General features: G+C 40.1%; 26 protein-coding genes and 2 riboswitches. All 26 genes read right to left on the reverse strand.

The genetic code is table 11. The features are described from left to right. Window positions 1–399 precede the first annotated feature (399 nt). Window positions 400–1,287, reverse strand: a complete 888-nt coding sequence (locus QFZ31_RS05905; RefSeq protein ID WP_307301674.1) for a hypothetical protein — start codon at window positions 1,285–1,287, stop codon at window positions 400–402. 64 nt (window positions 1,288–1,351) lie between these two features. Beyond that, the gene (locus tag QFZ31_RS05910; protein ID WP_307301675.1) at window positions 1,352–2,869 is read right to left on the reverse strand and encodes a cobyric acid synthase; all 1,518 of its coding nucleotides are present in this window, start codon (window positions 2,867–2,869) and stop codon (window positions 1,352–1,354) included. A gap of 169 nt (window positions 2,870–3,038) precedes the next feature. Continuing rightward, the gene (locus QFZ31_RS05915; RefSeq protein WP_307301676.1) at window positions 3,039–4,241 is read right to left on the reverse strand and encodes a CbiX/SirB N-terminal domain-containing protein; all 1,203 of its coding nucleotides are present in this window, start codon (window positions 4,239–4,241) and stop codon (window positions 3,039–3,041) included. Between the two features lie 103 nt (window positions 4,242–4,344). Continuing rightward, complete coding sequence (locus QFZ31_RS05920) at window positions 4,345–5,184, reverse strand: methyltransferase domain-containing protein (RefSeq protein WP_307301677.1); 840 nt, start codon at window positions 5,182–5,184, stop codon at window positions 4,345–4,347. 122 nt (window positions 5,185–5,306) lie between these two features. Beyond that, window positions 5,307–5,846 carry a cob(I)yrinic acid a,c-diamide adenosyltransferase gene (locus QFZ31_RS05925; RefSeq protein WP_307301678.1) on the reverse strand — a complete coding sequence of 180 codons (540 nt, stop codon included), beginning with the start codon at window positions 5,844–5,846 and terminating at the stop codon, window positions 5,307–5,309. A gap of 12 nt (window positions 5,847–5,858) precedes the next feature. Next, on the reverse strand, window positions 5,859–6,413 hold the full coding sequence (locus QFZ31_RS05930; protein ID WP_307301679.1) for a nitroreductase: 555 nt from the start codon (window positions 6,411–6,413) through the stop codon (window positions 5,859–5,861). After that, window positions 6,407–7,168: a uroporphyrinogen-III C-methyltransferase gene (cobA, locus tag QFZ31_RS05935; protein ID WP_307301680.1), complete on the reverse strand. Its 762-nt coding sequence runs from the start codon at window positions 7,166–7,168 to the stop codon at window positions 6,407–6,409. Before cobA ends, QFZ31_RS05930 begins: the two co-directional genes overlap by 7 nt. Continuing rightward, a complete protein-coding gene (locus QFZ31_RS05940) occupies window positions 7,165–7,794 on the reverse strand; it encodes a bifunctional precorrin-2 dehydrogenase/sirohydrochlorin ferrochelatase (RefSeq protein WP_307301682.1) in 630 nt (209 codons plus the stop codon). Before QFZ31_RS05940 ends, cobA begins: the two co-directional genes overlap by 4 nt. Beyond that, a complete protein-coding gene (locus QFZ31_RS05945) occupies window positions 7,791–9,149 on the reverse strand; it encodes a cobyrinate a,c-diamide synthase (RefSeq protein WP_307301683.1) in 1,359 nt (452 codons plus the stop codon). Before QFZ31_RS05945 ends, QFZ31_RS05940 begins: the two co-directional genes overlap by 4 nt. Next, window positions 9,146–10,282, reverse strand: a complete 1,137-nt coding sequence (locus QFZ31_RS05950) for a cobalt-precorrin 5A hydrolase (protein ID WP_307301684.1) — start codon at window positions 10,280–10,282, stop codon at window positions 9,146–9,148. The genes QFZ31_RS05945 and QFZ31_RS05950 overlap by 4 nt, the downstream gene beginning before the upstream one ends. Then, on the reverse strand, window positions 10,275–11,057 hold the full coding sequence (gene cobM / locus QFZ31_RS05955) for a precorrin-4 C(11)-methyltransferase (RefSeq protein ID WP_307301686.1): 783 nt from the start codon (window positions 11,055–11,057) through the stop codon (window positions 10,275–10,277). The genes QFZ31_RS05950 and cobM overlap by 8 nt, the downstream gene beginning before the upstream one ends. After that, window positions 11,057–11,761: a precorrin-2 C(20)-methyltransferase gene (gene cobI, locus QFZ31_RS05960; protein ID WP_307301688.1), complete on the reverse strand. Its 705-nt coding sequence runs from the start codon at window positions 11,759–11,761 to the stop codon at window positions 11,057–11,059. Before cobI ends, cobM begins: the two co-directional genes overlap by 1 nt. Continuing rightward, the gene (cbiE, locus tag QFZ31_RS05965; protein WP_307311403.1) at window positions 11,761–12,954 is read right to left on the reverse strand and encodes a precorrin-6y C5,15-methyltransferase (decarboxylating) subunit CbiE; all 1,194 of its coding nucleotides are present in this window, start codon (window positions 12,952–12,954) and stop codon (window positions 11,761–11,763) included. The genes cobI and cbiE overlap by 1 nt, the downstream gene beginning before the upstream one ends. Continuing rightward, entirely contained in the window at window positions 12,929–14,065 is a 1,137-nt protein-coding gene (locus QFZ31_RS05970; RefSeq protein ID WP_307311406.1) for a cobalt-precorrin-5B (C(1))-methyltransferase, read from the reverse strand. The genes cbiE and QFZ31_RS05970 overlap by 26 nt, the downstream gene beginning before the upstream one ends. After that, entirely contained in the window at window positions 14,040–14,705 is a 666-nt protein-coding gene (locus tag QFZ31_RS05975) for a precorrin-8X methylmutase (RefSeq protein WP_306075113.1), read from the reverse strand. The genes QFZ31_RS05970 and QFZ31_RS05975 overlap by 26 nt, the downstream gene beginning before the upstream one ends. Continuing rightward, entirely contained in the window at window positions 14,695–15,471 is a 777-nt protein-coding gene (cobK, locus tag QFZ31_RS05980) for a precorrin-6A reductase (protein ID WP_307301689.1), read from the reverse strand. Before cobK ends, QFZ31_RS05975 begins: the two co-directional genes overlap by 11 nt. Window positions 15,472–15,480: 9 nt before the next feature. Beyond that, window positions 15,481–17,103, reverse strand: coding sequence for a precorrin-3B C(17)-methyltransferase (gene cobJ / locus QFZ31_RS05985; RefSeq protein ID WP_307301690.1), 1,623 nt, complete (start codon window positions 17,101–17,103; stop codon window positions 15,481–15,483). A gap of 138 nt (window positions 17,104–17,241) precedes the next feature. Continuing rightward, a riboswitch (cobalamin riboswitch) is annotated at window positions 17,242–17,420 on the reverse strand. Between the two features lie 141 nt (window positions 17,421–17,561). Then, window positions 17,562–18,416 carry an energy-coupling factor ABC transporter ATP-binding protein gene (locus QFZ31_RS05990; RefSeq protein ID WP_307301691.1) on the reverse strand — a complete coding sequence of 285 codons (855 nt, stop codon included), beginning with the start codon at window positions 18,414–18,416 and terminating at the stop codon, window positions 17,562–17,564. A gap of 27 nt (window positions 18,417–18,443) precedes the next feature. Beyond that, window positions 18,444–19,226, reverse strand: a complete 783-nt coding sequence (cbiQ, locus tag QFZ31_RS05995; protein ID WP_307301692.1) for a cobalt ECF transporter T component CbiQ — start codon at window positions 19,224–19,226, stop codon at window positions 18,444–18,446. A gap of 18 nt (window positions 19,227–19,244) precedes the next feature. Continuing rightward, on the reverse strand, window positions 19,245–19,526 hold the full coding sequence (locus QFZ31_RS06000) for an energy-coupling factor ABC transporter substrate-binding protein (RefSeq protein ID WP_179603139.1): 282 nt from the start codon (window positions 19,524–19,526) through the stop codon (window positions 19,245–19,247). Window position 19,527: 1 nt separating this feature from the next. After that, window positions 19,528–20,286 (reverse strand): energy-coupling factor ABC transporter permease, encoded by a 759-nt coding sequence (locus QFZ31_RS06005; protein ID WP_373459829.1) that lies wholly within the window; start codon window positions 20,284–20,286, stop codon window positions 19,528–19,530. A gap of 159 nt (window positions 20,287–20,445) precedes the next feature. Then, a riboswitch (cobalamin riboswitch) is annotated at window positions 20,446–20,639 on the reverse strand. 61 nt (window positions 20,640–20,700) lie between these two features. After that, window positions 20,701–20,892 carry a hypothetical protein gene (locus QFZ31_RS06010; RefSeq protein ID WP_307301693.1) on the reverse strand — a complete coding sequence of 64 codons (192 nt, stop codon included), beginning with the start codon at window positions 20,890–20,892 and terminating at the stop codon, window positions 20,701–20,703. A 266-nt stretch (window positions 20,893–21,158) separates the two neighbouring features. Then, window positions 21,159–21,824, reverse strand: a complete 666-nt coding sequence (wrbA, locus tag QFZ31_RS06015; protein WP_307301694.1) for an NAD(P)H:quinone oxidoreductase — start codon at window positions 21,822–21,824, stop codon at window positions 21,159–21,161. Window positions 21,825–21,872: 48 nt separating this feature from the next. Then, window positions 21,873–22,298, reverse strand: a complete 426-nt coding sequence (locus QFZ31_RS06020) for a DoxX family protein (protein WP_307301696.1) — start codon at window positions 22,296–22,298, stop codon at window positions 21,873–21,875. Window positions 22,299–22,328: 30 nt separating this feature from the next. Continuing rightward, window positions 22,329–22,931: an alpha/beta hydrolase gene (locus QFZ31_RS06025; protein ID WP_307301698.1), complete on the reverse strand. Its 603-nt coding sequence runs from the start codon at window positions 22,929–22,931 to the stop codon at window positions 22,329–22,331. Then, window positions 22,931–23,875 (reverse strand): ring-cleaving dioxygenase, encoded by a 945-nt coding sequence (locus QFZ31_RS06030; RefSeq protein ID WP_307301700.1) that lies wholly within the window; start codon window positions 23,873–23,875, stop codon window positions 22,931–22,933. Before QFZ31_RS06030 ends, QFZ31_RS06025 begins: the two co-directional genes overlap by 1 nt. Between the last annotated feature and the right edge of the window lie 32 nt (window positions 23,876–23,907).

Consider the following 23,907-nt stretch of genomic DNA (forward strand, 5'->3'; position numbering starts at 1 on the left):
CGTATAAATCCATAGTATTCGCTGGTCATATTCCCTATTTTGAGGCTGATGATGATATTCAAGATTAGGAATATGTGATCGAAAATAACTTTCCCAATCTGTTTCATCCATTCGATTAAAAAGTCGTTCAAGGAAATTTACTTGAGATTCTGTCGCTTCAATTTTATAAACCCATTCTCCCTCGAAAGGTCCTGTGAAAATTTCATTAGATTGAATATTGATATAGTAACTTTGTTTTTGTCCATCATTCGATCATCTCCTATCTTTATGGATGTTTACCACAACTTTCAATGTTTTAAACATTTTCATACCTTCAAGTATTCCCTAAATGGTAAGAATCGTATAATCATTTAACTCCACCTGTTAATTACTAACAATTGCCGAAAATGAATTGAATCTCTAATTGATATTTTTGACATTTTCATTCCCATCGTAGGAATAATAGAAAGGTTTTTGTTTTAGGTTCTTGAAAAGAAGTGACAAATGCTTTGATAATTGGAAAACAATCTCGTTGCTATTCCGTCTATTTTTGTCTATTAAAATTCCCACCACTGTTCCACTGTGAGCAACAACAATTCCGCCTTGAAATGCATGAGCTAATCTTTCCATTTCAAAAAAATAAGGTTTTCTTAATATTTTTTGATTCACTCGTGCACTAATCGTTGTTGCCTTACAAATAAGAGAAAACTCATTTGTACTGAACCCTTCTCTGACCCAATGATATGCTTCTGAAAATTGATGCTGATCAGATCGATTATATGCTTTTTTAAATTGATTAAATTCAATTGTATTTACGGCTCCTCCGAGGTCTATCCCAACGAGGATGAAGGGCGGTAAAACTCCAAAGCTTTCAATAAGATCACCGTGTATATAATCATAAGCCACAACCTCATCATACATCACACCATCTGTTGGCTCAATCTTAGCGGCTATTGCAGAAATTATATCTTGCGTTAGGGGAAGAGAGTAACTATGAGCAATTGCTTTCATAGATGCTACAATATCTGCAGAACTACTCGCCATCCCTTTGCCCATTGGAATATTTGACCGAATGTCAAGTTTGCCGCCACCATTCAAACCAAACAGATTTAATAACAATTTTCCAGCTTTAATTGCTTTCACCTTTGAATTCACACTTGTTAATTCTGGTGAAGTTTGATCTGGGATAAAGCTTGCCTCACTTCTCAAACTTTGGATTGGAAAAGTGATTAAAAAAGGCCGTCCGTCTATTATCCCTTGAACAAGTTCTCCAAATGTTCCATTGCAACTTCCCTTACCTATTTTCATTGTGAAAGCTCCTATTTCATCCACAGTTCAACCAACAAGGAAGTGATATCTGTTTGGACACCCTTCATTGGCTAATCCGCCTTTTTGTGAAATCCTTCATTTTTTGTTCAATCAAATCAAGCTTTACGTGCGACCTTACATGATCCGCTAATAGATCAAATGCTTCTTCACGCAATTGGTTGAAGGATACACGACGATGAATCGGCTCCAATCCTTTTCCTTGGCGAATCTGATTCAGCAGTTCCTTACGAAATTCATCATTATGAAAAATCCCATGGAAGTAAGTACCAATGATTCTTTCATGTGCGGTTTTACAACCATCTGATTGGCCTTGTGTATCGATTAGTCCCCAGGATTCTCGGGTCGTCCACGTTTCTCCCATATGAATCTCATAACCTGACACGTTGAAATGTTTGCCGTTAAAGTGTAGGAGTCCGTTTGATAACACGGTCGTCTTGTCTTTTGTAATGGTCGTCCTGATGGGCAGTAAGCGGAGACCTTCGATTTCATGGTGAAGTGACTCAATGGCAAACGGATCCTCGATTTTTTCACCGAGCATTTGATAGCCGCCGCAAATTCCAAATAGAAGGGATTCGTGCTTTTGCTGCAATTCCACGATTTTCTCGGCGATACCACTTTTTCTTAAAAACAGCAAATCCTCGATCGTATTCTTGCTCCCAGGAAGAATCACTAAATCTGGGCTGTGTAATTGGTCTGCTCTTGTAATAAACCGGACATGGCAATCAGGTTCGGTAAAAAAAGGATCGACGTCGGTGAAATTGGAGATTTTCGGATACTGTATCACCGCAATATCAAGTTCTTTTTCGGTATTTCGGACCGATGTATATTGATTTAATATCATGGAATCCTCGGCATCAATGTTTAAATTCTCCAAATAAGGAATCACTCCCAGAACCGGTTTTCCTGTATATTCCTCAAACCATGTTAAACCAGATTCCAAAAGCCGTATATCACCGCGGAATTTATTGATGATGACGCCGATGATTCGGTCACGGTCATTAGGGTCCATAAGCTGAAGGGTTCCTACTAAACTGGCAAAAACTCCGCCTTTTTCGATATCCCCAATCAAAATCACAGGGGCGTCAGCCATTCTTGCGACCCGCATATTGACCATTTCCCTGTCATTCAGATTAATCTCGGCAGGACTGCCCGCTCCTTCAATGACAATCCGTTCATACTTTTCTGACAGAACAGCAAGCGATTCTTTAATAAGCTCAATACCCGTTTGAAAGAATTCCTGGCGATACGCTCTGGCTTCGATATTTTTATACGGTTTTCCATGGACCACAATTTGGGATTGGTTATCCCGATTCGGCTTGAGCAGAATCGGATTCATATCAGTTGTCGCCTGAATCCCTGCCGCTTCGGCCTGGACCCCTTGTGCTCTTCCTATTTCTTTTCCATCCACTGTGATATAAGAGTTTAACGCCATATTTTGTGACTTAAAAGGAACCGTTTTATATCCGTCCTGGGCGAATATACGGCAAAAGGCCGTCACGACGACACTTTTGCCGACATCTGAATTGGTACCTTGAAACATCAATTTAAGAGCCTCAGCCATTTTATTTGAACTCCTTACATTTGTTGATTTAATTTTCGACCAGCCCAGGGCACCATTGACTCCTCCGATATATCTTGTCATGGGTCATATACTAGGTTTATAGAACTCGTACCAAATGCCACTCCCACTTTTGTTGGCAAACTACTGAGAAAAACCGGTTGTCTATCATCTAATTATGGTGATGGTGATGATGTTCATACCCTTGTTCTTCCGCATATTTACGGAAATTCTCTAAATCTTGCATTCCAGTCGAAGTACCGTTCAAGGCTTGATTCATTCGTTCTAAGAGTACCGTTCTTAACTTTGGATGATAGCCAAAATACTGAGCAATATCAATTGATATATGCGGATAAGACTCTTTAAACTGTTCGGCCATTTTATTCATTCTTTCCATTAAAATACCCGTAAATAAAAAATACGGCAGCATGATGATTTTTTTTGCGCCTAATTTAATGCAGCGTTCCATCCCATCCTGCACAGTTGGCGTCGTTACTCCCATAAAGGCACTTTCAACAATAGGTACATTTAATTTCTCCCACAATAATCTGCTGATTTTATAAAAATCACCATTAGCATATGGATCGCTGCCGCCTCGTCCAATTAATAAAATGGCCGTATCCTCATGCTTTTGATCCACATCAAAACCTGCTTCAGTAAGTCTTGATTTTAAGATTTCAAAAACTTCCTCATGAACACCTATTGTTTGGCCATAGGTAAAATGAACATCTGGGAAATGCTCTTTAGCATGTTCAATTTCAGCAGGAATGTGCAGTTTTGAGTGTCCTGCATGTAATAATATGATAGGAATTACATGGATTTCATCCGCACCTTGTTCAACACACAGCTGAATCCCATCTTCAATATTTGGTGATGCAAATTCTAAAAAACATGTTTCTACTAAAAGGGCTGGATCAATGTATTCTTTCATTTGCCCGATAAATTCGCGAACTTCTATATTCCCTGCCTCGAGCCTGCTGCCATGTCCAACAAATAATACAGCTTTTTTCATTGGTCCTTTACCTTTCTTGTATTTATCGATTCCTTTAATTCGATTTTCGCTACGTTTCCGCACACCGTGCTCCATTGAATAAATAATCGCATCATGTTCAACTGCTTCATGAACAATATCACGTGCGGTTTCTTCATGTTGAACCGAATACCATGTCCCTTTTGGGTAATCAATTACAACGCATTTATCTTTACAGCGGCCGTTACATCGTGTACGCGATGTATGAATATGCTCATCTAAACGGTTTTTCCGGATTTCGTCACGAATTTGCTGCGTGACCTCCTCAGCACCTGCTCCCATACAGGTTGCCCCATTGCAAATGAGTAAGTGACGCTGCATTTGCGTTAAATTCCATGTTGTCATAAAGTGACCTCCCCCTCTCCCATCATCTTGTAACCACTATGTCTATTTGTTATATCAACAGTGCCCCCGATTAAAGCACCTATTAGTAATGTCATAACGAAACTTAGTCATGTAACTTCACAGGCTCCCAACTAATGATCGCAGCATAGAATGGGTAACGGTATACATACTGGCCATCCTCCCTTGCTATAAAGCGTTCGAGTGATGCTTTCACATGTGCCATATCAAACCGAGGTGATAAGATTTTTTTGCTTTGAGCTTCATATAATTGCTGCAATGTATCATAACGAATCTCACGCTCCAGCTTGAGCATTTCACAATTTGCATAAATTCCTAACTGATACAGCATATTGACGATGGTAATATAATCACGGCGAGGATGTTTAATGTCATAGCCAAACTGCTCATCTAAAATAACGTAATGCGGTTGAATAGGTCCTGTTGTTAAACCAATGATGGCACGCTTTTTGGCAAGACTGTTCATTTTTTTCAGTGCCGCATTCATTTCATACATACGATAAAAGCAGTTCACCCCAATAACAACATCATGCTGCTCAATTTGCGCTTCTTCCCATTTACTATGAACGTACTGAAGATTTGTATCGTTTTCAAAGTATTGAAATAAATAAGCAAGCACACTTTCAGAACCATCCACTAACGTTAAACTTTTGACATCTTGACGGAGTTGGAAGGTATAGTTGCCCCATCCCGGCCCAATTTCAATACAACTTGAATTTTGGGGGATATGTTGTTTCATTTTTTTGTAAATTTTTTTTGCATAGTTATCTGTTTGCTTGTATGTTTTTTTCTTCATGGACTGAGCCCAATATGCTTCTTCCAGCACATCATCGACCATTCGTTCTGGCATTTTGCCATGCCAGTCTAACATGCCTTCTTTCCACAGCTTTTCAAAATCAAATTGTAAAGGGGTTCCTTTTATCATTGAATTTTCTCCTCAATTTCCACAACACAAATGGACAATCCTTACTGAATAGCAACAGTTGCCCCTACTTCATTCACAACTTTTTTATGATGTTTGGTCTGTACTTCAGGGCGACTTGGTGCTTAAAACTCAAGCCCCTTCATCGCTTTGACATCCTGATCAGCATAATAATGTTTTGTGGCATCAATCGTTGACACTAAATCAGCTATAGCGAGTAGAGATGGATGTGCAGAACGGCCTGTGATGACAAGGTGCATTGTTTTAGGACGGTTTTGTATGGCCGCTAACACCTCTTGTAATGGCAATACATCATCGATTGGAAAACGTGTAATGGCTAACGCATTATTCAACTCATCCAGAACTAAAACATCTGTTGTTTCATCATTTAGCTCTTCTTTTACAATCCGCCAGGCTTTCGCAAGCGCTTCGCGATGCTCCTCCGGTGTTTTCGTCCAAGTAAAACCTATACCTAATTGCACTGTTTCAACACCAAGTTTTCCGAGGGCAATTTGTTCACCATATGTACGTTCAGGTGATTTAATAAATTGATAGTATTTCACATTCATGCCGCGGCCAATTGCGCGTAATGCGACACCAAGTGAAGCGGTTGTTTTTCCTTTGCCTTCACCTGTATAAACTAACAACATCCCCTGTCGTGCCATGTACAAACCTCCTTATAGCCAAGTTGTTTTTTCTGCAAATGGTGTACGCTTTTTCGCGGAAGTGAATTCTTCTGCAGGGTAACCAATGCATAACGTCCCTACTAATTGCTCCCCATCCGATGCGCCAATAAAATCATGTAATGCTGTATCATGCACTAAGCCTACACCGCGTGTACGCCATACCATGCCTAAACCCAGCTGTTCTGCCATTAACCACATCGACATAATCGCACTGCTGACTGCAAAGGTATTATCTTTGGTTGCACCTTCATCTCCATCGACAATGGCAGATGTCACCACAATGATAAGCGGTGTCTTTGTGACAGCTTCCATTGAGCTTTCCACTAAATGTGGTTTTGTTGGGAAACGGTTTTGTAAATAATCAAGCGCCACCTGCTCATAACGTTTTAAGCTGTCGCCCTGTAATACATAGAAATGCCATGGCTCACGCATACGGTCATTTGGTGCATACGTTGCTGCTTCTAATAATGTCTCAATTTTGTCACGTTCCACTTCGCGCGTTTCAAATTGGCGAATCGCACGGCGTTTTTTTAATGCATCTAACATAATTCATGCTCCTTTTCTATAAACCAGGCAATTTGGTCCCGTACATTAACTACCTCACCAACTAAAATCATCGATGGATTAGAAATACGATGGATTTGAATATCTTGTGCAATGGTTAAGAGATTGCCTGTAATCGTTCGTTGGTTTTCAGTTGTGCCCCATTCAATAACGGCAACAGGGGTTGTTTCACTTTTGCCATAGGTTATTAAGCTTTTCGTAATATGCGCGATATTGCCAATGCTCATATAAAAGGCCACTGTATCAATTTGAGCAAGCGCGGACCAATTTAAAAAGTCCTGCTCCTTTTCTTTTCGGCCATGACCTGTAACGATCGCAAAGCTTGAAGCATGATCACGATGTGTTACAGGAATCCCTGCATAAGCAGGCGCCGCAATCCCCGCTGTAATACCAGGCACGATTTCAAATGAAATATCGGCTTGCCGTAAAATCACGGCTTCTTCTGCACCACGTCCAAAGACAAATGGGTCACCGCCTTTTAAGCGGAGAACCTGCTTGCCAAGATTGGCTTGCTCCACTAGCACACGATGAATTTCATCTTGAATCAGTCCATGCCTGCCGGGTTCTTTTCCACAATAAATCAGCTCGGCGTCAGGTTTCGCATGTTTTAATAATTCAACATTCACCAGACGGTCATATAAAATCACATCTGCTTGCTGAATGCACTCTAATCCACGAATCGTCAATAGTTTTGGGTCACCAGGACCAGCTCCTACAATATATACAAATCCGCTCACCGTTTTTCTCCTATACGCTGCTGCAGCCACGCTTCACATTTTTGTTTTTCACCTTGCTCGATCCATTGTAATAACTGTGGATCCAGGAGCTCTGCCAATAGCTGTTTTTTCACATCGCCCGTAAATACTTGTAAAATTCGCTGACGCGCTTCCTTTAAAAATGAAACATACTGCGCGTAATGTACTCCAAATTGCTCTTCTAAATCCGTCTTTACTTGACGTGTCAGACCTGGACTTGCTCCAGACGTCGATACAGACAAAACGAAATCACCACGGCGAACGACAGCTGGATTGATGAAATCAACACGTCCTTTTGCATCCGCACGGCTGAGTAATTGCCAATGCTGTGCCGCTTCTTCCACTGCATTATTTACCTCTTCGTCATTGGTAACGGCGAAAATCAGTGCTGCATCATCTAAATCAGCAGGTTCAAATGCTTTTTCTTTCCATGTCACAAGCCCTTCTTTGATGTAGTGCTGCAATTTTTGGGTTACCGCTGGGCTTATCACTGTCACTAGTGCTTTTGTTGGCAGCAGCGCTTCTACCTTTTGACGAGCTACATGTCCGCCCCCAACAATAACAACCTTTTTATAGTCAATATTCATTAATAGTGGGAAATAATTCATTGTTTATCCTCCAAACATGCTGTCAGCCAATTTTTCACAAGCTGTGGATTCGAAGCAAAATGAAAGTGTGTATAACCCGCAACAATATTTTTATGTAGATAACCTTCCTGCTGAGCACGAAAACGGCCTTTACTAAAATAAGCTGGTGATGTAAGCTCCCCCTCATACGTTGAGTAATGGAACTCATGCCCTTTTGCCTGCTCCTCTTCATTGATTAGAAAGTTGCCGGGAACACCTGTAATTTCCCGGTATCCAAGTGCCGCTAATTTATCTTGCATCCGTACACGTCCTGGAATAATACCGAGCATTGGGAATACCTGTCCTTGACGATTCACAATTTCCTCTGTTAAATACATAAAACCGCCGCATTCCGCTAATGTGGGTATCCCTCGCTCAAGCGCGGTTCTTATAGATTGCTTCGTTTCCTCATTTTTCGCCAATACTTCAGCAAACTCTTCCGGGAAACCGCCGCCGATATACAGCCCCTGCGCATTTTCTGGAACTTCCTCATTTTGTAAAGGAGAGAAGTAATGCAAAGTGGCACCATATGCACGGAGTAATTCTAAATTTTCTTCATAATAGAAGTTAAAAGCGGCATCCTTTGCAACTGCAATATGTACTTCTTGACTTTGCGGCTCTGCATCAAAAATAGATGCAGGGACGTCCAATGATTGTGTTTTTGTAATTTCCAGCAGCTGTTCAATATCCACTGTTTCTTCGATCGCTTCTGCAAGACTATCAAAATAGGAATCTAGATCACCACGTTCAATGGCTGGCACTAAACCCAGATGGCGGCTTGGCATCAAAGGTACAGCTCCTTTTGGTAGATAGCCAATGACAGGAATTCCGCATTCTTGTTCAATCGCTGCTTTGACAATTTCAAAATGGCTTTTACTTCCTAATTGATTGGCAATAACACCAACAATATTTGAATTTTCATCTAACAGTTGAAATCCTTTGACAATCGCAGCCGCACTTCTTGCCATACTTGCCGCATTGACAATTAAAATGACGGGGCTTTTTGTAATCTCACTAATATGAGCAGCAGATCCTTCATTTGATAATGGCGATTTGCCATCATAAAAGCCCATGACTCCTTCAATAATAGCGGCATCTGCATCTTGGCTCGCTCTAGCGACAATGGCACGAACGGTTTCATGGGACATCATGAAACTATCAATATTACGAGAAGGGCGTTGTGTAACAGCAGTATGATATGTTGGGTCAATATAATCTGGGCCGCATTTAAAGCCCTGGACTGTTAAACCACGCTTCATAAGCGCACGCATGATGCCGATTGTAAACGTTGTTTTTCCAACACCGCTTCCAGTGCCGGCTAGAACAAATCGATTCATCGTACTTCCTCCTCAAAGTTGACACGTGCAATGGATATAGTCACATTTCCGCTTTTCTTTTTCTCCAGCAGTAACTCTTTCGCATTCGAATAAAGCAATGCGGCCGGCTCACTGACCCCATATGCACCTGTATATTTATAGACAGTTTCCGACGGATTTTCCATCGGTATTGCATTTAGCTCGTCAGGTGTGTAAGTTACAAACGGCCAGTTATGTTTAGCCGTTAATTCAAGCAGGCCTGTTTCGTTTTTCTTTAAATCAATGGTCGCAACTGCTTTGACACTTTTTTTACTTAAACACAGCTCCGCTAATGTTTCATCTATGACTTGTTCAATCTCTGCCATTGCCGTACCACGATTACAGCCAATGCCAAGTACAATTGATTTTGGACGATACATAACTCCGTTCTCGAGCAGCACCTCTTCATGTGCCTTAATTAAACGATCTGTAATAAGCAGTGCCGCTTGTGGCTTTGCCATAATTGCTTCATCTATCGTAGGATAAATTTTCAAATTGTCCGGCATTGAGCGATCGTACATCCACCAATTTTTTTCTCCCGTTTCCTGCACAATCGCAACATGCTCTTCATTGACAACCGATGCACTAACAGGTGTTAATTTTTCTTCACTATCCCACATCCACCCAAATTTGGCGCCAAATAAATCAACGGGAATCGTTTTTTGAACATCTGACGCGGTTGTAACAACGGGTGCCGCACCAATCGCATTTGCAAATTCATGGGTTAAGGCATTGGCACCGCCAACATGACCTGATAAAACGCTGACGACATATTGGCCTTTATCATCTACCACTAATACTGCAGGATCTTTCTTTTTATCAATCAAAAGCGGAGCAATCATACGGACGACAGCACCGAGGGAAATGATGCAAATGATTCCTTTATACTGCTGGAACAAAGCGGGCAATAATAGGCGAACCGTCCCATCAAATAACTGAATTTTGCGCGTGTCTTCGTCGCCCTGCTCGAATTTCTTCATATAATAAAGGTCCGCATACGGAAATTTTTCCGCGTAGCTTCTTGCATGTGCCACCCCATGTTTCGTTATGGCGACGAGAGCATATGGTTTGCGCTTTTCTATTACAGGAATTTCACCTTCACGTAAACTAATCATTCTCCTTCACACCTTTGCGGAAGCCATGAGTAAAGGTTTTGTCATATAGCTTCGAACGATAATTTTTTTCATGGATATGCGGGTCTAATGCCCAGCCTGCAAGAATCATCGCATGCTTGCGAATGCCATTGACACGCATTGCTTCATCTAATTCAACCAGTGTTGTCCGCACAATTTTTTGGTCTGGCCACGAAGCACGCTGCACAACCGCAACTGGTGTATCGTCTGCCCAGCCTGCAGCCTGCAATTCTTTAGTTATTTTCTTTGTTAATGTCGCACTTAAAAACATGGCAATCGTACAGTGATGGCTTGCCAGTGCCTGTAATTTTTCATGCTCAGGCACAGGTGTACGTCCTTCAGCACGTGTTAAAATAAGAGTTTGGGTTAAATCAGGAATCGTCAGCTCTGCGCCAACAGCTGCTGCAGACGCAAAAACAGAACTTACACCTGGCACAACTTCATAGGTAATCTCATGCTGCTTCAACAGTGCCACCTGCTCCATCGTTGCCCCGTACATCGCCGGGTCGCCTGTATGTAAACGTACTACCTTTTTGCCTGCATTGACACGCTCGACAATACAATCCACCATTTCCTGAAGATGCATCCCTGCTGTGCGGATAATTTCTGCCGACTCCTTTGCTTCCGCTACTAACGTTTCGCTTACAAGTGAATCAGTATACATCACAACATCCGCTTCTTTTAATAGCTTTAAACCTTTCACCGTGATTAAATCCGGATCTCCCGGACCTGCACCGATAATCCAAATTTTCTTCATTATTTGCGCACCACCATACATGACAAGTAATTTAATTCTGCACCCCGAAGTTCATTGATCTTCCAAATGACCTCTTCATCAGATGTAACTTTTGTAACGACATGTGCTTTTTCTAATAAATTCATTTCCTCCAGTAGATCGAGCATTGCGTCTATAACTTTTGCTACTTTGATAAAGACGATCGCATCGTGGTTTTCAATTACTCGGCGCATTTCTTCCATATCCTCTGTAGCAGGAATCATAGCGACATGGTCATCACCATCAGCCAAAGCAATCCCTAAGCGATTAACAGAACCATTAAACGACGAAATACCTGCTACCGTTTCAATCGGGACATCTGGGTGCATCGATTTCATTAAATTCATTAAATGAATAAATGTGCTAAACAACATTGGATCCCCTTCAGTCACGAAAGCTACATCTTTTCCTTGAACTAAATAGCTATAAATAGCTTCCACTGATTTTGTCCACTCGGCTCTTAGTGTATCTTCATCTTTTGTCATGGGGAATACTAAACCAAGCATCTCTTTTTCTGCCGGGTTAATATACACTTCAACAATACGATGGGCATAAGATTTACTGCCCTTTAATTTTTTTGGATAAGCAATGACCGGGCTTTCCTGCAATCTGCGAAATGCTTTTACTGTGATTAATTCTGGATCTCCCGGCCCAACACCTAGTCCAAATAAGGTTCCCATTCTCATTATTCATTTCCTTTCTTTGCTGTCACAATATAGATTGGATTTAACGGTTCAAAACGCGTTAAATTTAAGATTGGTTTACTCTTTGAAATTTGTGCCTGTAATATCGATACTTCACAGCCTAATGCTTTTAGATGTTGCAGCGCTTCTGCCAGATTTTCAATTGTTGCAATATTCATAACGAGGCGTCCATTTGGTTGTAAGCGTGAAATACATGTTTGCAATAAATGCTCCATATTTCCACCGTTGCCGCCAATAAAAATCGCATGCGGATCTGGAAATTCTTCCAGACGGTCAGGTGCCTTCCCCAGCACTGCAACAAAATCTGTACGATGTTTTAATTGATTTTCCAGGCAGTTTTCAAGGTCACCCTCATTTTTTTCAATTGCATACACGGCACCTTCTCGAGCCATTTTCGCTGCTTCAATCGCAACTGAACCTGTGCAGGTTCCGATATCCCAAACAATGCTATTTTCCTTAAGTCCTAACTCCTGCAGACAAAGAGTCCGAATTTCTCTTTTCGTAATTAATCCTTTATCTGGCTTTCTCTGAAAAAAAGCATCATCCGGAATTCCAAGAGAGGCGCGTTCGACTGCCACTCGCTGTTTTAAAACCACAACATTCAATGGAAAAAAGGAGCTTTGCTCCATTTCGTCCAATGTGAGAAAGCGGCACCGCTCCTTTTCGCCTTGTAGATTTTCAGCAACAAAGGCATCATATTCTGTCATGCCGAAACGCTTTAAATATTTTGCAATGGCCTGCGGAGAATTCGTTTCATCTGTTAAAACAGCAATTTTTTTACGCCCATCAATTCTTTGTGCAAACCCTTTAATGGAACGGCCGTGCAAGCTGACAATATACGCATCCTGCCAGCTTTCCTGCATTTTAGAAAAAGCAAGCTGTACCGAGCTGGTATACGGATAAATCTCTAACGGAAGCTTTTTCGCAAGTACACTGCCAAGTCCATAAAATAGAGGATCACCGGACACTAAAATAACAACATTTCGTTTTTCTTGCTGTAATTCAGCTGTTAACGCCGACAAACCGCCTTTGATAACTTTTTTCTCTTTTTTAAATTCTAGGAAAAATTGCAAATGGCGCTCTCCGCCTACAAGTACATCGCATTCATTGATCCACTGTGTATATTGGGGGAGCAATCCTTCCGGGCCATTATCCCCTATACCAATCATCTTCATCCAATTTTTCAATATTCTCAGCCTTTCCTAAACAGTCACCATTCATGGCATACAAGGTTGTCGACACTTTCATGTCAATATTCATATGATTCAATGCATAGTAGCAGCAGTTTTTGCAAAGTGCTGTAAAAAATGCCTCGTTTCCCTGAAGCATTTCACCAACCTGTGAAGCCGTATTCGCCTGTAAAATTTCTCGCTGCGTCTTCTCATCAACACCCACTTTATTGGCAATGCCTGCTAAAAACTCAAAGCTTATCGGTGCGCTTTTTGAGTGAACCATCATAACGCCTTGGGCTACTTTTGAGAATTTCCCCATCATCCCTACTAACGAGACTCTCGGAATCTTCTTCCGTGCAATATTCTTTAACGTAAAACCGACAAAATCGCCCATTTCGATAAATGCTTCTTCTGGTAAATGAGGATACTGCTGCATTGCATATTTTTCACTGCGTCCGCCCGTTGTGATGACTAAATGCTCACATCCTGATTCTTTTGCTACATTAATCGCTTGCACGATACTTGCCATATAAGCAGAACTTGAAAATGGAACCACTGTTCCCCGTGTACCTAATATCGAAATTCCGCCGATAATGCCTAACCGCCCATTCAAAGTTTTTTCAGCAATCTCTTCACCATCTGGTACAGAAATGACCACTTCAATTCCACAATCCAATTTATATTTTTCAATGGCTTCTTGTACAACGCCACATATCATTTTACGCGGTACAGGGTTTATCGCTGCTTGGCCTACAGGTACAGGAAGTCCCGCTTTTGTCACTCGCCCTACACCAACCCCGCCATCTAAATGGATACCTTCTTCTTTTGAATAGCGAACGGTACTTTGAATTCGTGCCTGGTGTGTAGCATCAGGATCGTCCCCGGCATCTTTAATCGTTTCACACATTACCTCGTCATCTGACACTTCAAATGCCGTTACTTTAAATGTTGCATACTGGCCAACCGGTAAAAAAATCGTGACTTCATCAGGTACCTTTCCCACGACAAGAGCTTGCAGTGCTGCCTTTGTCATCGCTGTTGCACAAGCTCCTGTCGTGTAGCCATGACGCATTTGTGAAGGGTCTTTTTTATTTCGTTTCTTTTGCTCGTTCATCCGCCATAATCGAAATGGCATTAAGTGCAGCGACTGTCACTGTACTGCCACCCTTTCTCCCAACATTCGTAATAAATGGAATCCCTTCCAACACTGCTAACTCCGCCTTCGACTCTGCTGCTGATACAAAGCCGACTGGCATTCCAATAATTAAATCCGGTTTTGCCACACCTTCTTTAATCAAACGAATTAACTCCAGCAAGGCGGTTGGCGCATTGCCAATGGCATAGATTCCTCCTTCATGTAAACGCGTTGCTTTTTGCATGGAAATAATAGCACGTGTTGTTCCTTGAGCCTTCGCTTCTTTTGAGACATCTTCATCGGCAATATAACAATGTAAATCCCCGCCATGCTTTTGGAATCGTTTCCGTCCTGAACCGCTTTCGATCATTTGTACATCCGCCACTACATGACGGCCCGCTAAAATGGATTGAACCCCTGCCTCAATGGCATCAGGTGTAAAGATCATGCTTCGGCCTAACTCAAAATCTGCTGAAGCGTGAATCACCCGCCGAACCACCAGCCATTGCTCATCAGTAAATGAATGTTCGCCCATTTCTTCTTTAATAATGGCGAAACTGTAATCATAAATCTTGTCTGGATCTACCGTAACGGGTATAAATTTTGTATTAAAGTTCATGTTTGCCAAGAATAAAACCTCCTAATAGTTGAGTTACTTCTTCAAAAGAAGTACAAAAGTTTTCATATTCAATCGCTGGCCGTTTTATTAAAATAACAGGAATCCCTAATTCTAGAGCAGCTGTCATTTTTTCATCTACAGATCCCACTTTGCCGCTTTCTTTAGTAATCATTAGAGACACATTATATTGCTCACATAGTGCTTTATTTAATGATTCCGAAAATGGACCCTGGATCGCAATAATGTCCTTTTGTTTAACACCTAACTGATTGCACTTTTCCATGTTCCCTATATTTGGAAGCATTCTGCAAATAAGCCGGATTTCATCACACTTTAAATATTTCGTAAATATTTCTAACGTTTTGCTGCCTGTTGTTAACATGATCGTTCCTTTATGAGATTGAGCTAATTTGGCTGCTTCTTCATAGCTTTCAACCTCTGTAATTAGCGGAGAAATAAACTGTTCTTTTGGCCTTTCATAACGAATATAAGGAATATCACATGCTTTTGCTGCTGCCATTGCAGTTTTCGACGCTTCTTCCGCATATGGATGGCTGGCATCGATGACACTGGTCATCATTTGCTTCTGAATAATCGCCATCATGTCATCCACTGATAACCGCCCGACTTGATAAGGAATATGGTGGGCTTTTAAACTTTCGGCAGCAGATTCTGTGACAACTGTTGCTAATAAAGGATAGCCTTGATTTTGCAATTGAATGGCTAATGCTCTCGCATCACTTGTGCCTGCTAAAAATAAAATCATGTGTTCCTCCTAATCTCCACATGGTGCCGGCTCGACTTCAATTTTGGAGCTCATATCCTGATAGTTAAAATACTGAATTCTTTTCACCCGTTTAAAATATTTAAAAAGGCGTTCATTTGGATGGGCATTTTGTTTGTACTCTTCTATTATTTTCGTTAATAACGGCAGCAGATGATCTGGTTCAATTCCTTCTGCTACTGGCTGTGCAGCATGGGCTGTACGGCCAACCGGCTTTGCGCCAATAAATAAATCAAATTTTTTCTTGCGGTAAACAATCCCAATATCATCGAATACTGCCCGATAACAGGCCATACCGCAGCCGTTGAAACCAATATGTAATTCTTTTGGAAGCTTTAAGCCCCCCAATTTTGCTCCTATTTCTTCTGCATATGGAATTGATTCTGCTTTTTCACCGTTGCAAAAATCACAAGCTTTTACATTTAAAACATCTCCCACAGGCATGACGATTAAATGATTTTGTTCAAGCTTTTCAACAACCGATTCAGGCTGATTTGTTGGAATCTTTAGTAAAAAACGATGATCCGGTGTATATTCCATGGTGCCTGTATCGCCAATGGTTTCTGCTAATACGCGCATTTGCTCAGGCGTAATAAATTTATTGGCAACACCAGGTGAAACAGCAAATTCAAATATATTTTCAATTGGCTGCTGAACAAAATGCGGATAGTCTATTTCCGATTTAGTCACCATGGATAAAGCCTTTTTGGCCAAATCTAATGAGCTGGCTTCTTGTTTTATTCTTTCAATTTGCTCATAACCAGATTGTGCTTCCCCTGTTTCTTGATTTAATGCCCATGGTTCAGCTTCCTTTTTTAAACGCTGATGTGGTTTTAAGCTTTGCTTCTCTTCCCCTAACGTATATTTACGCTGATAACCTCGAGGGGTAATGATTTTATTGTCATAAAAGAAAGTAGAAGAATTTCCGATAATAACTGTTGTCAGCATTCCTATATCATGTTCAAGCATTTCAGCCAGTGTTGTCAGCACTACATTTTGATTTTCACGATAGGCACTTTTCACAAGTCCCACCGGTGTTTCAGGAGAACGATATTTTAATAGAATATTTTGTGCCTCTACAATTTGGCGTGTCCGTCGACCGCTTTTCGGATTATATAAAGCTATAACAAAATCCGCCATCGCAGCTGCTTCAATGCGCTTTTCGATTACGGTCCAAGGCGTTAAATGATCACTTAGACTTATCGTGCAGGAATCATGCATGACAGGCGCACCCAATAAACTTGCACAAGAATTAATGGCTGAAATACCTGGAACAATTTCTACCGCAATTCCTTCTTTTTCAGTCCAGCCCTTCTCAATCAGCACTTCATACACTAATCCAGCCATACCATAAACGCCTGAATCTCCGCTGGAAATCACTGAGACAATATGGCCAGCTTCAGCCTTCTTTACTGCATCCTGTGCACGAGACACTTCTTCAGTCATACCCGTACTGACGATGGACTTTGCTGTTACGAAAGGTTCAATTAGCTCCACATATGTTTTATAGCCAATAATACAATCACTTTGCTGCAATGCCACTACAGCTCGATTTGTAATATGCTCACGATCACCGGGACCGAAGCCAACAACAAAAATTTTTCCCTTTTTCATAGGCTTACCTCCAAATAAAAAATGCCTGTACCCCTTTTAAAAGGAATACAGGCATGTGAAATCGCAGTATAAAAAAAGCATACTGAAATACAAAAACAATTGGAATAATTGTCCCGCCTATACTTCTCCCTCCGAAAAGCAAGTGTCGTTTAAATAAGCAGGTTTCCTGACTTAAGCTTCTTTTTACTCTTACACCTTCCCGATTTCTCAGTGGCATTGTAATTTCATCAGCTCTTACAGTAGCGGGGGCTGTACTAGACTTTCACTAGTTTCCCTTTTACCTCACAAATGTGAGCACTTATTTAAAGTATTATTAAATTTTTTATAACTATATCATATAAACTCGAAAGTTAACAAACTATTTGTTTGAAAATTTAATAAAAGCTCCTTCTTAGGTTGAAATGGTGCGTTCAAAAAATTATGCACAATAAACTGAGATCACTCGTCAGAATTCCACCTTAAACTTGAATGCTGGTCCCATTAAAACATGATTCCATCATTTCAAACAGTTCTGCTTTTGACCTCGGATACTTTTTATTGGATAAGTTCATTCTTTGAAATTTTTCAAACACTTCCATAATCCAAGGTTTTTGTAAATGGCTTGTTTCGAGTATTTCTCTTTTACTAAAAACCTCAACCGGTGTTCCTTGAGCAAGCAAATGCCCATTGTTTAAGATGATGACCTCATCTGCCCACTCATAAGCAAGATTTACATTATGTGTAGACAATAGAATCGTCCGGTTTCGATGATGAATCTTTTCCAATAGGTTCAACATTCTTTTTGAATAGTAAGGATCGAGCCCAGCTGTTGGTTCATCTAATACCATTAATTCAGGATCGATGGCAACAATTCCAGCAATTGCTACCCTTTTTTTCTGTCCGATACTTAAAAAGTGAGGGGGTTTATCTTTAAGCGATTCCGTTTCTGTTAGTGTGATGACTTCCTTTACACGCCTCTCAACTTCTTCGGTGGGTAAATTTAAATTTTTTGGACCGAACTTAATATCTTCATAGACAGTAGATGAAAAAAGTTGGGTTTCAGAGTTTTGGAACACAATACCGACTTGCTGCCTTAATTGCTGAATCTCTTTCCGTTTATAGGTCAACTTCTTTCCATTGTATAAAATGCTGCCACTTGTTGGCTTTAATATCCCGTTCATAAGAAGAAATAGTGTCGATTTCCCGGCGCCATTGTTCCCTAATAAGGCGATCTTCTTCCCTTTTTCAATTGAAAGATTTATTTGATTCAATGCCATTGTTCCATCTGCATATTGATAAGAAACTTGTTCAAACGTTATAATTTGTTCACTCACTCTGCATACTTCCTTTTCATAGGTCTTTCATGATTTTGTCATAACATAAATCATGAAAAGTGTTACAAACGAAATAATAATAATGACAAAATGCCCACGATTGTAGCCCAATGATAAATCCACATCATACAAATGTTCATCTCCACCTCGACTATCAATTGCGATTTGAAGTTCTTTTGCTGCGTGCATCGATTTTATGAAAAGGCTGACAATAAGCTGTGCTACGCTGGAAAACCAGCTTCTATAATTTTGATAGCCCAGTCTGCTAGATTGTGCAATATAAATTTCATTCATCTTTTCCAATAAAACAAAGATAAATCGATATGTAATCCCGATTAATTCTACAAAAACGGTGGGGAGTTTTACTTTTATTAATATCCACATTAATTGATTAAGAGGAGTTGATAAAACAAGAAAATATAAACAGCTCACACTTGCTAATATGGTTGCAGCTAGTTCGTATGATTGTTGGATACTATTTGAACTAATATAGATTTGCCATGAACCTATTTTAGCCATCCAAAGCACCTCTAGACCTTCTTGATAAATAGGTGCTATGGAAAATAGTATGGCAACCAAGCTTGTCATTAAGAATATAAAAGGGACGAAAAGAAGTTTCATATATGCAATAAACGGGATTTTCGCCTTGAATAGCACCAAAATACTCATGACAGTAAAGGTAAAACAAGCCACCGAAATATTTTTTGAAAGAATTGTAAAAAAGAGAAAGATCAGCGCAAAGCTGACCTTCTCAACGGGATGAACATCTTTTAATCCGCTGATATAAGCATAATCATCAATTTTCATCATAGTTTTCACTTCATTCTGCTATTCTTTGGCTGAAGAATACTTTTTTCTAGCTTTTCCATATCCAATGACATACCCGATGATGATGGCTCCGAGAGCCGCTTGTAACGAGAATAGTAAACTTTCAATCTCTCCACTTGGTGGTTCCCATATCGCATGAAACCAAGGCTCATAGTCAGGTGCCACTTCGGTAATCGCTTCCTCCGCTTGCCCGTCAGCCCCACCAAATTCAGCATTTTCAATAAAAATTAAAGGAATAATTGTTAATAGAATTACGAATAAAAATAATACTCCATTTCTCATATTACCGTGCCTCCTTCATTGTAGGTAATTGATTTAATTCTGTCATATTATATTTTTGGAGTAAGTTCATCACAATCACCGTAAGTAAGCCTTCACTAATCGCTAAGGGTACTTGTGTAAAAGCAAAGATACTAGCAAACTTTACAAATGAGGCCACAAATCCACCTATCTCAGCAGGGAAAGCTAAAGCTAATTGAACCGATGTCACTAAATATGTACCCAAATCCCCTAACATTGCAGCTAAAAAGACTGAAACGGCGACGGATACATTCATTTTTCTTCCACACTTGTATATTCCGTAGGAAAGTAAAGGTCCAACGACAGCCATCGAAAATGCATTTGCGCCTAAAGTAGTAATACCACCATGTGCTAACAATAGTGATTGAAATAAAAGGACTATTGTTCCTAAAACACTCATCGCCGTTGGACCGAATAAAATTGACCCCAATCCTACACCCGTTGGATGGGAACAACTACCTGTGACTGAAGGAATTTTCAACGCAGATAATACGAATGCAAATGCACCAGACAGACCTAGCATTGATTTCAATTCAGGATTTTCTTTTAATTTCTTCGCAATCGATCGTATTCCAACGGCAACAAATGGAATGGTGATCCCCCACCAAAAAATAGCCCAACCCAATGGTAGAAATCCTTCCATAATATGCATCGCATAGGCTGGACGATAAGAATTCGTCCAAAAATAGCTTGTTAAACCTAACAGTACAACAAATGAAAACCATAATGATCTTTTTTTCACTTTAAACTTACCTCCATCGTATAAAATAGTGACCAAACTAAAAAGAGCATTTAAACCTGGTGGGTTTAAATGCTCACAAAAAACACTGGTATGTTCTGCTTTATTAATAAAAAAGCATACTTCCGTCTCCGTAAACACATCCCTATATCCCGTAGGTCACGTCGTACTTTCTAAACAGGCAGGTCTCCTGACTAACCATCGATGCTCCTTGCGTCTTCCCGCTTTAAATAAAGCAGTGACATTGTGCAAGTCGCTCCAGATTACAGTGGCGGGTACCGTGTCGGACTTTCACCGAACTTCCCTATTAAGCTATACATTCTTACATGCATAACACCTGTTTAAAATATGTATATGATTTTCTTTATATTACATTAACAGACTCTTGCTGTCTACCATATTTTCTTGTTACCAAATTTACAAAAAGAAGCCGCTCATCAATTTGAGCAGCTCGTTAAATAAACTATGAATTGACCAATAAATCAATGTGACCAAAGCGTGACCAAAGAAGAAATTTCGACTTATTCGCCAACAATTTTCGCCATTCTCCCAAATCAGTTCGAGAGCTTCTTCTCCAATTTTCGGATTATCTACTAATAGACTAGTCATTTCATTTCCTCGTTTCTTATTCCAATAATTGATTCCTTAGTTTCTGGTAATCTACTTTGTTGAACAAGCTCTCCGTAAAAATATTATCTTATATAAAATAGGAACACATACTCACTCTTCAAATTATCTACTATCAAAAGAGTTTTCCCAAAATTAGTATTTCTTCGGGTTGGTGTACTCTATATCCCCTTCGAGTAAAGTATTACTTATGTAATAAAAAGCTAATCGAGAAGTTTCCGATTAGCTTTTTTTATTTGATTAAAACTTTATTGGTTCGCCTTTTTTATCCACTCTGCAACAGTAACTGTTCGCTTCGCTTGGTGTTTAACTGCTGCCTGTACATCTTCAATCATTTTACCATCTTGACCAACTGTCACACTTGTTCCATATGGGTTGCCCCCTGCACCAAATGTAACAGGATCCGTATAACCAGGCGCCGCGACAATTGCACCCCAATGGTACATTGTTGTATAAAGTGATAAGATAGTTGCCTCTTGACCCCCGTGAGAATTTTGTGCTGAAGTCATCGCACTAACTACCTTATTTACAAGCTTGCCATTAAACCAAAGACCACCTGTAGTATCTAAGAATTGCTTCATTTGCGCTGGCATATTACCAAATCGAGTCGGTACGCTGAAAATAATCGCGTCTGCCCATTCTAGGTCTTCTAATTTAACTTCTGGAACATCTTTTGTTTTTTCAACTGTAGCCTTCCAAACAGGATTTCCTTCAATCGCTGATTGTGGAGCAAGTTCAGGTACTTTTAATACTTTCACTTCTGCACCAGCTTCCTTCGCACCCTCTTCTGCCCATCTTGCTAGTTGATAGTTTGTTCCACCCATGCTGTAATAAATTACTGCCAATTTTACATTTGACATTATTTCTGTCTCCTTTTCAGTTGAATTTCCAAATAACTTGGATAAGAATCCCATCAAAATACACCACCTATTATTCCTTCCGTTTGATAACTATATTCATTATTAAACAGCTTTTGAAAAGCTATTTGAATCCCTTTTAAAAATTAATTGGCTTACAGACAACAGTTTACTTCCATTAATGACCAGGTAGATAGCGATTGCTAAGAATGCTAGATCTAATTCATAACCTGCCATTTGTCCATTTCCTAATAAACCAACTGCAAGTTTTACTTTTACTGTTGCTCCAATCATCAATAATGCAAACAAAGCAGATACAAGTCTTGTTGCCAATCCAATGATTAATGCGATACCTCCAGCAATTTCAAGCAATGCAACTCCATATGCCAAAAATCCTGGTAATCCAATACTTTCAAACCAACCAACAATGTTTTCTATTCCACCTTGAACCTTTACCAATCCATGAATTAAAAACAATGCTCCTAATGTTACTCGCAAAATAAGTGCTCCGATTTCGTTTTTTTCTAACATTCTTTTCTCCTCCATAAAATAATTAATTGATTATAACTTCCGATACCATTGGGCTGCAGCTTCTACCTCGTTAGCAGTCAATTGATGACCTCTATCTTCCCAATGCAGTTCTACCTTCGCATTAGCCTTTTCCAATAATACTTGTAATTCAGCCGATTCAAGCGGTGAACAGATTGGATCATTTGTTCCTGCAGCAATAAACACTGACTTGCCTGATAAGTCTGGAAGATCTATTCCTTTTCTAGGCACCATTGGATGATGAAGAATAGCACCTTTTAAAGCATTTTGAAAGTGAAATAATAAACTCCCTGCTATATTTGCACCATTCGAGTACCCAATTGCGATAATATTATCGCGGTCAAAACCATACATTTCTGCGGCTTCATCAAGAAACTTATTTAATTCTTTCGTTCTGAAAACTAAGTCTTCTTCATCAAATACTCCTTCAGCTAATCTTCTGAAGAAACGAGGCATACCGTTTTCTAATACATTCCCACGTACACTTAATACAGAAGCCTCAACATCGATTCTCCCAGCAAGAGGCAACAAATCTAATTCATTTCCACCCGTACCATGAAGCAATAATAATGTTGGTTTTGTTAGGTCTTGCCCCTTATTAAATATATGTTTCATTATTTATCTCCCTCCAGAACACGAACCTCCACAGGCGGTAAGGTTTCTTCTAATTCATCTCTTTTTGATTCTAACCAAGGCGGCAGCATGAGTTTTTTTCCAAGTTCCTCCACTGGTTCATCAACCGAAAAACCGGGTGGGTCGGTCGCTATTTCGAAGAGGATACCTCCTGCTTCATGAAAATATACTGCTTTAAAGTAGTTACGATCACGAACTTCTGTTGGATAAAAACCATTATCTTGTATAAGTGAACTCCATTTGAGAAGATCTTCTTCATCCTTGGCTCTCCATGCAATATGGTGAACTGTTCCTGCACCCATCAGCCCTCGGACAGAAGGATTTAAGTGAATATCAATGGTGTTTCCAACATTAGCTTCAGATGTAAATCTTAAGAATTCATTTTCTTCACCAATGCAATCTAACCCTAAAATATTTTCTAGAACGTCCGTTGTCTTATGTGGTTGTGCAGAATATAGAACAGCACCACCAAATCCTTTGATTGCATGTTCTACATGAACTCCCCCGAAGTTCCAAGTATTCGTTGGTCCTTCATCTCGTTCTGTCAATTCAACTTGGAGTCCGTCAGGATCGTTAAACTGTAAGTATTTTTCACCAAATCGAATGGATGAAGTAAACTCAACTGCAAATTTCCTCAATCGATTCTCCCAAAATGAAACGGAACCCTTTGGTATAACATAACTGGTCACACCAACTTGACCTTGTCCTATACGCCCTTTTAACTGTTTAGCCCATGGAAAGAAAGAAATTACAGTACCTGGTTGCCCCGTTTGATTCCCAAAATAAAGATGATACACCTCTGGTCGGTCAAAATTAATGGTTTTTTTAACGAGTCTTAACCCGAGGACACCTGCATAAAAGTCAATGTTTCTTTGAGCATCGTTAACCATGGCAGTTATATGATGAATACCTGCAGTTTTTAGCATGTTTTCCTCCCCATTTCAAAAAGGTTGTTAAA

This window comes from Neobacillus niacini (genome assembly GCF_030817595.1).
GTDB lineage: Bacteria > Bacillota > Bacilli > Bacillales > Cytobacillaceae > Neobacillus > Neobacillus niacini_G.